Source organism: Longimicrobium sp., from assembly GCF_036399935.1.
Taxonomy (GTDB): Bacteria; Gemmatimonadota; Gemmatimonadetes; order Longimicrobiales; family Longimicrobiaceae; genus Longimicrobium.
Genome location: NZ_DASWMD010000012.1, coordinates 96,729 through 107,992, shown reverse-complemented (window position 1 = coordinate 107,992; position 11,264 = coordinate 96,729). Strand labels below are relative to the sequence as shown.

Here is an 11,264-nt window from a genome sequence, read left to right as displayed (position 1 = left end):
CGCGGACGGCGACCTGACGCGCAAGATCACCGTCGAGGCGTCCGGCGAGATCCTCCAGATCAAGGAGGTGATCAACACGATGGTCGACCGCCTCTCCGTCTTCGCCGACGAGGTGACGCGCGTGGCGCGAGAGGTGGGCACGGAGGGCGTGCTCGGCGGCCAGGCGGCCGTGCCGGGTGTGGCGGGAACGTGGAAGGACCTGACGGAGGCGGTGAACTTCATGGGCGCCTCGCTCACCAGCCAGGTGCGCGACATCGCCCAGGTGACGACGGCCGTGGCCAACGGCGATCTCAGCCAGAAGATCACCGTAGACGTGAAGGGCGAGATGCTGGAGCTGAAGAACACCATCAACACGATGGTGGACCAGCTGAGCACCTTCGCATCGGAAGTGACGCGCGTGGCGCGAGAGGTGGGTACCGAGGGCGTGCTGGGCGGCCAGGCCGGGGTGCCGGGCGTGGCGGGCACCTGGAAGGACCTCACCGACTCGGTGAACTTCATGGCGTCGAACCTCACCAACCAGGTGCGGAACATCGCCGACGTCACCACCGCGGTGGCCCGGGGCGACCTGAGCCGCAAGATCACGGCGGACGTCAAGGGCGAGATGCTCCAGCTGAAGAACACCGTCAACACGATGGTGGACCAGCTGAGCGCATTCGCATCCGAGGTGACGCGCGTGGCCAAGGAGGTGGGCACCGAGGGCAAGCTGGGCGGCCAGGCCAACGTGGAAGGCGTCGCCGGCGTGTGGCGAGACCTGACGGACTCGGTGAACAGCATGGCCGGCAACCTCACCGGCCAGGTGCGGAACATCGCCGACGTGACGACGGCCGTGGCAAAGGGCGACCTGAGCCGCAAGATCACGGCGGACGTCAAGGGCGAGAAGCTCCAGCTGAAGAACACCATCAACACCATGGTGGACCAGCTGAGCGCCTTCGCCTCGGAAGTCGCCCGCGTGGCCAAGGAGGTGGGCACCGAGGGCAAGCTGGGCGGCCAGGCGCGGGTGGAAGGCGTCGCCGGCGTGTGGCGGGATTTGACGGACAACGTGAACCAGCTGGCCGGCAACCTGACCGTCCAGCTGCGCGACGTGTCGGCCGTGGCGACGGCGATCGCGGACGGCGACCTGACGCGCAAGATCACGGTCGAGGCCGCGGGCGAGATCCTCCAGATCAAGGAGGTGATCAACGCCATGGTCGACCGACTCTCCATCTTCGGCGACGAAGTGACGCGCGTGGCGCGAGAGGTGGGCACCGAGGGCAAGCTGGGCGGCCAGGCCGAGGTGCCCGGCGCGGCCGGCACCTGGCGGGCGCTGACGGAGAACGTGAACGCCATGGCCAACTCGCTGACCGCGCAGGTGCGCGCCATCAAGGACGTGGCGACGGCGGTGACCGAGGGCGACCTGACGCGGACGGTGACCGTAGAGGCCAAGGGCGAGCTGGACGAGCTGAAGCGCTCGGTCAACCAGATGATCGCCAACCTCAAGGAAACCACGGAGCGCAACCAGGAGCAGGACTGGCTGAAGACCAACCTGGCCAAGTTCAGCCGCATGATGCAGGGGCAGCGCGACCTGGAAAGCGTGTCGCGCCTGATCATGTCGGACCTCACCCCGCTGGTGGGCGCGCACCACGGCGCCTTCTTCATCGCCGAGGGCGAGGGAAGCAAGGACTTCCTCCTGCGCCTGATCGCCAGCTACGCGTACAAGGCGCGCAAGAGCGTCAGCAACCGCTTCCGCCCCGGCGAGGGGCTGGTGGGCCAGGCCGCGCTGGAAAAGAAGCCCATCCTGCTGACGGGCGTTCCCGACGACTACATCACCATCTCGTCGGGGCTGGGCGAGGCGCCGCCCCGCAACATCATGGTCCTTCCCATCCTCTTCGAGGGCGAGGTGAAGGCCGTGATCGAGCTGGCCAGCTTCCTTCCGTTCAGCCAGATCCACCAGGTGTTCCTGGACCAGCTGACGGAAAGCGTGGGCGTGGTGCTCAACATGATCACCGCCAACATGCGCACCGAGGAGCTTCTGCAGCAGTCGCAGAACCTCACGCAGGAGCTGCAGAGCCAGTCGCAGGAGCTGCAGGCCCAGCAGGAAGAGCTGCGGCGGACGAACGTGGAGCTCGAGGCGCAGGCCAAGACGCTCAAGGCCTCGGAAGAAGCCCTGCGCGACCAGCAGGAAGAGCTTCAGCAGGTGAACGAGGAGCTCGAGGAGAAGGCGGCGCTGCTGGCCGAGCAGAACCGCAAGGTCGAGCAGAAGAACCGCGAGGTCGAGGCGGCGCGGGCGGAGCTGGAGGAAAAGGCGCAGCAGCTGGCCCTTTCGTCCAAGTACAAGAGCGAGTTCCTGGCCAACATGAGCCACGAGCTGCGGACGCCGCTGAACTCGCTGCTGATCCTGGCCAAGCTCCTGGCCGACAACAAGGACGGCAACCTGTCGCCCAAGCAGGTGGAGTACGCGCAGACCATCCTGGCGTCGGGTACCGACCTGCTGAACCTGATCAACGACGTGCTCGACCTGTCCAAGGTCGAGGCCGGGAAGATGGACATCAACCCGGGCGACGTGCTGCTGGCCGACATCAGCAACTACGCCGAGCGCTCGTTCGGGCCCCAGGCGGAGCAGAAGGGGGTGGAGCTCAGGATCGACATCGACCCCGAGCTTCCGCCGGCCGTGTACACCGACGGCCAGCGGCTTCAGCAGGTGCTGAAGAACCTGCTCTCCAACGCCTTCAAGTTCACGCACGAGGGCAGCATCACCCTGGGGATGCGCAAGGCCGACAAGGGCCGGCGCTACGCCAACCAGATGCTGAACGACGCCGACGTGGTGGTGGCGTTCTCGGTGGCCGACACGGGCATCGGCATCGCGGCCGACAAGCAGCGGCTGATCTTCGAGGCCTTCCAGCAGGCCGACGGCACCACCAGCCGCAAGTACGGCGGCACGGGGCTGGGGCTTTCCATCAGCCGCGAGATCGCCCGGCTGCTGGGCGGCGAGATCCGGGTGGAGAGCGCCGAGGGCCGGGGGAGCACCTTCACCCTGTTCCTGCCGCTGCGCTGGCCGGGCGACCCCGACGGCCGCGGCGGCGGAACCGAGTCGCCGGTGGTCTTCGGGTCCGGCGCGGGCGCCGGGCCGGCCATGATCGAGGCGCAGCGCCGCAACGAGGCCGCGTCGGCGCTGCAGGAAGACCGGCGCCGCTACCCGCGCGACCCCAGCCAGGCGGGGATCCACGACGACCGCGCCAGCATTCAGCCGGGCGACCGGGTGGTGCTGGTGGTGGAGAACGACCCGCACTTCGCGCGCATCCTTCTCGACATGGCGCGCGAAAAGGGGTACAAGGTGCTCGTGGCCATGGACGGCGAAACGGGGCTGGACCTGGTGCAGGAGTACCGGCCCGATGCCGTGACGCTCGACATCGACCTGCCGGGAATCGACGGGTGGACGGTGCTCGACCGCCTGAAGCACTCGCCCGACACGCGCCACATTCCCGTGCACATCGTATCGGGCGTGGGGCAGCGGCAGCGCGGCCTGCGCAACGGCGCGGTGAACTACCTGGAAAAGCCCATCAGCAAGGAGGCGCTGGACGGCGCGTTCGACCGCATCAACAACCTGCTGTCGGATGGAACCAAGCGCCTGCTGGTGGTGGAGGACGACGAGACGCAGCGCCAGAGCATCATCGAGCTGATCGGCGACGACGACGTGGAGATCGTGGCAGTGAGCAGCGCCGAAGAGGCGGTGGACCGGCTTCGCGAAACGCGGTTCGACTGCATGGTGCTGGACCTGGGGCTGCACGGCGAGGACGGCTTCGAGCTGCTGGAGCGGGTGAAGGGCACGCCCGAGATGCAGGACCTGCCCATCATCATCTACACCGGCAAGGACCTGAGCCCGCAGGAGGAAACGCGCCTGCGGCGCTACGCCGAAAGCATCATCATCAAGGACGCCAAGAGCCCCGAGCGGCTGCTGGACGAAACCGCGCTCTTCCTGCACCGGGTGGAAAGCAGCCTGCCGGACGAGAAGCGCCGGATGCTGGAGCAGCTGCACAAGACCGATTCGGTCTTCGGCGGCAAGAAGATCATGGTGGTGGACGACGACGTGCGGAACATCTTTTCGCTGACGTCGGTGCTGGAGCAGCAGGGAATGAACGTGATCTTCGCCGAGAACGGCCGCGACGCCATCGAGCTGCTCAAGGCGCAGCCCGACGTGGACCTGGTGCTGATGGACGTGATGATGCCGGAGATGGACGGGTACGAGACCACCCGCGCCATCCGGGGGATGCCGGAGTTCGGCAGCCTGCCCATCATTTCGCTGACGGCCAAGGCCATGAAGGGCGACCGCGAGAAGTCCATCGCGGCCGGCGCGTCGGACTACATCACCAAGCCGGTGGACGTGGACCAGCTGCTTTCGCTGATGCGCGTCTGGCTGTACCGCTGAGGCGCGCCGGGGTCAAGCACGCACCTTGCCGTGCACCTCCGCTTGAAGGCGCCGCGCGAAGCCCTCGCGCGGCGCACAAGGCGGAGAACCCGAAGGCAACGCAGTGGCGCAGGCACCCAAGGTACAGCTGCCCGACACACCCGCGGCGTACGACCGCGACCTGGAGCGCATCGAGGTGGAGCTGCTCCTGGAGGCCGTGTACCGGCACTACGGATTCGACTTTCGCAGCTACGCGTACTCGTCGCTCAAGCGGCGCGTGTGGAAGCGCATTCACCAGGAGGGACTGAACACCATCACCCAGCTGGCCGACCGGGTGCTGCACGACCCGGCGATGATGGAAAAGCTGCTGCTGGACCTTTCCATCAACGTCACGGCCATGTTCCGCGACCCGGGCTTCTACGCGGCCTTCCGGGAGAAGGTGGTGCCCGCGCTGCGGACGTACCCGTTCATCCGCATCTGGCACGCCGGGTGCTCCACGGGCGAGGAAGTGTTCTCCATGGCCATCCTCCTGGAAGAGGAGGGGCTGTACGACCGGGCCCGCATCTACGCCACCGACATCAACGAGGTGGTGCTGCAGCGGGCGCGGGCGGGCATCTTTCCGCTCGACAAGATGCAGGAGTACACGCAGAACTATTTGAAGGCGGGGGGCAGGCGGTCGTTCTCGGAGTACTACACGGCCCTGTACGACGGGGCGCTGTTCAACGCGGCGCTCACGCGCAACGTGGTGTTTTCGCAGCACAACCTGGTCACCGACGGCTCGTTCTCGGAGTTCAACGTGATCGTGTGCCGCAACGTGATGATCTACTTCGACCGCAAGCTGCAGAACCGCGTGCACGGCCTGTTCTACGAAAGCCTGGGGCGCTTCGGCGCGCTGGCGCTGGGCAACAAGGAAACGCTGCGGTTCACGGAGTTCGAGGACCGGTACGAGGTGGTGGACGCCCGCGAAAAGATCTACCGGAGGCTGGCGTGACCCCGCCACCCATCGGGTACCGCATCGTGGTCGTGGGCGCCTCGGCCGGCGGGCTTCACGCGCTGCGCACCCTGGTGTCGGCGCTGCCGCAGGACTTCGACGTTCCCGTGGTCGTCGTGCAGCACCGGGCCAAGGAGTCGGAGCTGCTGTGCGAGCTGCTGCAGGAGTGCTCGCCCATGCCGGTGTACGAGGTGACCGACAAGCAGGAGATCGGGCCGGGGGTGTTCGTGGGCCCTCCCGACTACCATCTTCTCCTGGACCGCGACGGATATTTTTCGCTTTCCACCGACGAGCCGGTGCGCTACAGCCGCCCCTCCATCGACGTGATGTTCGAATCGGCCGCCGACGTGTACGGGATGGACACGGTGGGCGTGGTGCTGACCGGGGCCAACCAGGACGGCGCCGCGGGGCTGCGCCGCATCGCCGACGCCGGGGGCCACTGCGTGGTGCAGGACCCCGAGACGTCGGAGGTGCGGGTGATGCCCCGCTTCGCCGTGCGCGCCGTTCCCGACGCCTGCGTGCTGCCGCTGGAAGAGATCGGCCCGCACCTGGCCGCCATCCGCGGCCGCCGCGTTCCCCGCTGCCGCTCGGCCGCATGACACAGGTCGCCGAGGCAGTGGCGGGCTCGCGCGCCCGCATTCTGATGGTGGACGACCGCCCCGAGAACCTGATGGCGCTGGAAGCCATCATGGAGCCGCTGGGGCACGACATGGTGCGCGCCAACTCGGGCGAAGAGGCGCTGCGGCAGGTGCTGCTTCACGACTTCGCGGTGATCCTGCTCGACGTGCAGATGCCGGGGATCAACGGCTTCGAGACGGCGCAGCTGATCAAGTCGCGCGAGCGCTCGCGGTCCACGCCCATCATCTTCCTCACCGCCATCAGCAAGGACGAGCAGTACGTCTTCACGGGGTACTCGGTGGGCGCGGTGGACTACCTGTCCAAGCCCTTCAACCCCGACGTGCTGCGCAGCAAGGTGGCCGTCTTCATCGACCTGTACCTGAAGACGGAGCAGCTCAAGGACCAGGAGAAGCGGCTTCGCGAAAGCGAGGTGCGCGAGCTGGAGCTTGCGCACCGGGCGCGGCTGCTGGAGTCGGAGGCGCGCATGGCCGAGATCGTGGGTTCGGCGCTGGAGGCCATCCTCACCTTCGACGACGAGCGCCGGATCACCCTGTTCAACGCGGCCGCCGAGCGCACCTTCGGCCGCCCCGCGGCCGACGCCATGGGGCTGCCCTTCGACGAGCTGCTGAGCCCCGGCTTCCGCGGCGTGGCGCTGGAGGAGATGTGCGGCGCCGCGGCGGCCCGCGCGGCCTCGGTGCTCGAGGGCAAGCCTCCCGAAGACGACGACGCGCTCCACGAGCATGCGCTCGAGGGGATGCGCGCCGACGGCGAGGTGTTTCCGCTGGAGGGCTCCATCTCGTGCCTGCAGCTGGACAGCGAGCGGGTGTACACCGTCATCGCCCGCGACGTCACCGAGCGCAAGCGCGCCGAAGAGGCGCTCCGCCAGCAGGCGGCGGAGCTCAAGTCGCTGAACCGGCAGCTGCAGGCGCGCCAGCGCGAGCTGGAAAACGCCATGGCGTCGCGCAGCCGGTTCTACGCCTCCATGAGCCACGAGCTGCGCACGCCCATCAACGCCATCCTGGGCTACAGCTCGCTGCTGCTCGACAGCATCTACGGCCCGCTGAACCCCGAGCAGTCCCGCGGCATCGAGCGCGCGCACGCGGCGGCCAAGCACCTGCTGGAACTGGTCAACGACATCCTCGACCTTTCCAAGATCGAGGCCGGCAAGGTGGACATCGAGGTGCAGCCCGCGCCCTTCCCCTCGCTGGTGCAGGACCTGTTCGTCACCGTGCGCCCCCTGGCCGACGAGCACGGCTCGGAGCTCACGCTGGAGTCCGACGGCGACGCGGTGATCACCACCGACGCGCGGCGGGTGCGGCAGATCCTGCTGAACCTGCTTTCCAACGCCATCAAGTTCGGCGACGGCAAGCCCATCACCGTGCGCTGCCACAGGCGCGACGACGGGGGGATGGAGGTCGACGTGATCGACCGGGGCCGCGGCATCGAGCCGCAGGACCTCGACCGCATCTTCGACGAGTTCGTGCAGCTGGCGGATCCGGACCAGCAGGTGGGCACCGGGCTGGGGCTGCCCATCTCGCGCCGTCTGGCCGTGCTGCTGGGGGGAACGCTGACGGTGGAGTCTACCGTGGGCGATGGAAGCAGCTTCCGCCTCTGCCTGCCGCCCAAGCTGGACATGCGCCTGATTTCGGGAGAGGGCCTGCCCCTCCCCACGGCCACCAGCGACCCGCCCCAGCCGGCAGCAGTCGAAGCGCTGGACCACGATGCGCCTGTCGATGAGGAGCCGACCGGCGATGAAGCTGCAGACGGTGAATCGGCCGAGGGGGCACCCGAAGACGACGGTGCGCGCGCCGACGACGGCGAACCCGCCGAGCCCGGTGCACCGGCTGAGGACAGCGTCGATGAAGAGGTTCCGGCCGACGCAGACGAGTCCAGCCCCGCCCCATTGGCGAGTTGAGCCGAGGCGCAGGCCACAGCAAAACCGTCGAAACAACGATTCGGCCCTCCCGAGCATTTGCTCGGGAGGGCCGCTTTCATTCTCCGGGTGGTCCGCCGCCGCTCTTCCGAGCACGGCAACTTCGCTCGATTCCGCTACTTCCGATCCTTGCCCAGCACCATCTCCACGTAGCCGTTGTTAGGGTCCGCGCCCTGCCGCAGCAGGCCGTCCACGCGCTCGGGGCCGCGGTTGTAGGCCAGCAGGGCCAACTGCAGGTTGCCGTCGTACTTCTTGACCAGCGTGGCCAGGTAGCGGAAGCCGATACGCAGGTTGGTGTCGCGGTCGAACAGGTCGTTGCGGTTCACGCCGGCCTTGAAGTAGCGGGCCGTCGATGGCATCAGCTGCGTGAGCCCCACCGCGCCCACCGGGCTGACGGCGCGCCGGTTGAACTCGCTCTCGGCGCGCACCAGGCCGAACGCCACCTCGGGCTCGATCCCCTCGGACAGGGCGATGTCCTCGATGCGCTCGGCGAGGTCCGCGGGAATGCCGAACCGCGCAGATTTTTCGTGGATGCGCTTCAGGCGGTCGATCTCCACCTGCTGAAGCTCGATGACGCCTTCGGGGGCCGAGGCCGCGAAGCCGCTGGCGAACGGCACGGCGACACGTCCGTCCGCGGCGCGCACACCCAGCAGGAACGCGCACAGGAACAGCGCCACCCCGGTGAGGGCGGTGCGCGCGGCGGCGTTCAGTTCAAGCCGCGGCGCTTTGCGGGCCTCGACTTCGGCCTGCAGCTTGAGGATGATTGAATGCATGGGTGGAGCCTCCGTTCTTCACAGGTCGAGCCCCCAGCAGAGCAAGCGGTATGCCGGGTCAGCCCCCGTCCGGCGCGGTCCAGGTTCCGCTGCGGCCCCCCTCCTTGCGGAGCAGCCGCACGCCCTCGATGACCATCCCGCGGTCCCGCGCCTTGCACATGTCGTAAGCGGTGAGCAGGGCGCACGATACGGCCGTGAGCGCCTCCATCTCCACGCCCGTTCGCGCCTCCACCCGCGCCGTCGCGGTCACCCGCAGCCCGGGGAGAGAGGGGTCGGGCGCCACCTCCACCTCCACCGAATCGAGCGGAAGGGGGTGGCACAGGGGCACCAGGTCGGCGGTGCGTTTTGCGCCCATGATGCCCGCTAATTGGGCGATCACGAGCACGTTTCCCTTCGCGGTGCGCCCTTCGACGATGGCCGCAAGCGTGTCGGGCGACATGCGGATCAGGCCCTCCGCGGTCGCAACCCGTTGCGTGGGCGCCTTTTGGCCCACGTCCACCATGCGGGGGCGGCCCTCGGGGTCCAGGTGCGTGAAGCCGGGATCGTCGCTCATGTGCGCTGGTGGGGCAGGTGTCCCAGGCAGGTGGGGCGGCCGTGACCGCCGAGTGCAAACGAATGGCTCGTCAAGAGGCGGCGATCAGGAGGCGCGGCGGGCAGGGCCGGAAAAATCTTCTCGCCCGGCTTCCAGCGGCGGCATCGACTCGGTTTCGGCGAGGCGCTCCACGAACACGGCCCGGACGCGGTCCGTAAGCGCTTCCAGGTCTTCGCCGGGCCGCACCGTCACCGGCGGCTCGAACCAGACGTGGATGGTGGCCGGGCGCACGGAAAACGTGTCGGGGCGCATGATGTCGTAGCTGCCCGTCACCACCGTGGGGATGATGGGGATGCCCGTCTCGTGCGCCAGGACGAACGCGCCCTTCTTGAACGGCTGCAGGCGCCCCGTGCGCGAGCGCGTGCCCTCCGCGAAGATGATCACCACGCTTCGCTGCTCCCGCATCTGCTGCCCGGCGACGCGCAGGCTTTCCACCGCACGCTCGCGGTTGCTGCGGTCGATGGAGATGTGCCCCGCGGCCTTCCACGCCAGGCCGAACACGGGCACCCGCTCCAGCTCCTTCTTGGCGACGAAGTGGAAGTCCACCTTCAGCAGCACGGCGATGGCGAAGACGTCGAACCACGACACGTGATTGGCGACGAGGATGAAGGGCTCGCCCGGCTTCACGTTCTCCATCCCGTGCGCCACCGCCCGCGACCCGCTGGACCACAGGGCGATGCGCGCCCACTGCCGCGACCAGGCCACGAACAGGTGCCCGCGGACGCCGAACAGCGCCAGGACGATCGCCATTCCCCCGTAGGTGAAGGTGGCGATCGTCATCCAGAACACCATCCAGAGCGCCCGGACGATCCCCATCAGGCGCCGTCGCGGAAGTGCTGCCACCCCCCGCCCTGCACCGGCGTCCGGTGCCCCTCGGCGTCCACGAACCACACGCCCGCGCCCCCGCCCACGCGGCCGACGCAGTTGAGCGCGACGCCGAAGGCCCGGACGAACGCGTCCACGTGGGGCTGCACGGCACCGACCGGCGCGGTGAAGCAGAGCTCGTAGTCTTCGCCGCCGTGAAGCCCCGCGCCCAGCGTGCTTTCCCGCGAACGCGAGCGGGCGGCGGGATGGACGGGGATCAGCTCGGGAACCAGGAGGATGGCCACGCCGCTGGAGGCGGAGAGGTGCGCGGCATCGCCCGCCAGGCCGTCGGAAAGGTCGATCATGGCGGAGGGAGCGCCGCGCCCCAGCAGCCACAGGGCCTCGCGGATGCGCGGCAGCGGGTGCGCGAAGCGCGCGCGCGCACCGGGCCTGGGCTGCTTTCCCGCCTCCAGCGCCGCCACGCACGCCGCGGCGCCGCCCAGCTCGCCGGTGACCCACACCTCGTGGCCGTGCGCGGCGCCGGAGCGCAGCACGGGGCGCGGCGCCTCGCCCACGACGGTGACGTCCACCACCACCGGCCCGGGCGAGCGGGTGGTGTCGCCCCCCAGCAGCAGCCCGCCAACGGACTCGGCCGCCTCGCGGCACCCCGCCATCAGCTGCTGGGCGAACTCGCCCGCGTCCTCCGCCGGCACCGCGAGCGACACCAGGATGCCGATGGGCCGCGCCGCCACGGCGGCCAGGTCGCTGAGCGCGGCGGCCGCCGCACGCCAGCCGATCTCGTGCGGAGTCAGCCAGTCGCGGCGAAAGTGAACCCCCTCCACGCTCATGTCGGTGGAAAGCGCCACCCCCTCGGCCGCCACGACCGCGCAGTCGTCTCCCGGGGCCACGCGCACGTCGGCCCGCGCCCCCTCGGCCGGCCCGTTCGCGAGAAAGCCGCGGATCAGGTCGAACTCGGGGCCGGGCGCCAGGCGGGGGCCGGGGGTGGTGGGCGGGCGTTCGCGCATGCAGACAACATAGTGCGAAAGCGAAGGGAAGAAAGTGCGTGAGTGCGTTAGTGCGTGAGTGCGGCACTTCGGGGACATTCGACAGGACCCGATGCATCCCCCAAACGAGCCGCGCCAGCACCCCCGAGAGGATGCCGCCGCGGCTTC

Annotated in this window: 8 protein-coding genes; 4 read left to right on the top strand and 4 right to left on the bottom strand. The window is 68.9% G+C overall.

Annotated features, from left to right (window positions below; genetic code table 11):
• The 4 genes from VGB24_RS04325 to VGB24_RS04310 form a co-directional block, all read left to right on the top strand.
• On the top strand, positions 1-4,402 hold a 4,402-nt coding region (locus tag VGB24_RS04325; RefSeq protein ID WP_331071731.1), incomplete at its 5' end, for a response regulator.
• 103 nt (positions 4,403-4,505) lie between these two features.
• Positions 4,506-5,372, top strand: a complete 867-nt coding sequence (locus VGB24_RS04320) for a protein-glutamate O-methyltransferase CheR (protein WP_331071730.1) — start codon at positions 4,506-4,508, stop codon at positions 5,370-5,372.
• On the top strand, positions 5,369-5,971 hold the full coding sequence (locus VGB24_RS04315) for a chemotaxis protein CheB (RefSeq protein ID WP_331071729.1): 603 nt from the start codon (positions 5,369-5,371) through the stop codon (positions 5,969-5,971). Before VGB24_RS04320 ends, VGB24_RS04315 begins: the two co-directional genes overlap by 4 nt.
• Positions 5,968-7,905: an ATP-binding protein gene (locus VGB24_RS04310; RefSeq protein WP_331071728.1), complete on the top strand. Its 1,938-nt coding sequence runs from the start codon at positions 5,968-5,970 to the stop codon at positions 7,903-7,905. Before VGB24_RS04315 ends, VGB24_RS04310 begins: the two co-directional genes overlap by 4 nt.
• Before the next feature lie 134 nt (positions 7,906-8,039).
• Here the strand turns inward: VGB24_RS04310 and VGB24_RS04305 are convergent, their stop codons facing one another.
• The 4 genes from VGB24_RS04305 to thiL all read right to left on the bottom strand — a co-directional run bounded on the left by VGB24_RS04305 (position 8,040) and on the right by thiL (position 11,117).
• Positions 8,040-8,696, bottom strand: coding sequence for a transglycosylase SLT domain-containing protein (locus VGB24_RS04305; protein WP_331071727.1), 657 nt, complete (start codon positions 8,694-8,696; stop codon positions 8,040-8,042).
• Positions 8,697-8,754: 58 nt separating this feature from the next.
• Entirely contained in the window at positions 8,755-9,249 is a 495-nt protein-coding gene (gene moaC / locus VGB24_RS04300) for a cyclic pyranopterin monophosphate synthase MoaC (protein WP_331071726.1), read from the bottom strand.
• 84 nt (positions 9,250-9,333) lie between these two features.
• Entirely contained in the window at positions 9,334-10,104 is a 771-nt protein-coding gene (locus tag VGB24_RS04295; RefSeq protein WP_331071725.1) for a lysophospholipid acyltransferase family protein, read from the bottom strand.
• Positions 10,104-11,117 (bottom strand): thiamine-phosphate kinase, encoded by a 1,014-nt coding sequence (gene thiL, locus VGB24_RS04290; protein WP_331071724.1) that lies wholly within the window; start codon positions 11,115-11,117, stop codon positions 10,104-10,106. Before thiL ends, VGB24_RS04295 begins: the two co-directional genes overlap by 1 nt.
• Between the last annotated feature and the right edge of the window lie 147 nt (positions 11,118-11,264).

What these genes read in the sequence shown, in the direction of transcription:
- VGB24_RS04310 (WP_331071728.1), top strand. Translation starts at nt 5,968, where the DNA reads ATGACACAGGTCGCCGAGGCAGTGGCGGGCTCGCGCGCCCGCATTCTG.
- VGB24_RS04305 (WP_331071727.1), bottom strand. Translation starts at nt 8,696, where the DNA reads ATGCATTCAATCATCCTCAAGCTGCAGGCCGAAGTCGAGGCCCGCAAA.
- moaC (WP_331071726.1), bottom strand. Translation starts at nt 9,249, where the DNA reads ATGAGCGACGATCCCGGCTTCACGCACCTGGACCCCGAGGGCCGCCCC.
- VGB24_RS04295 (WP_331071725.1), bottom strand. Translation starts at nt 10,104, where the DNA reads ATGGGGATCGTCCGGGCGCTCTGGATGGTGTTCTGGATGACGATCGCC.
- thiL (WP_331071724.1), bottom strand. Translation starts at nt 11,117, where the DNA reads ATGCGCGAACGCCCGCCCACCACCCCCGGCCCCCGCCTGGCGCCCGGC.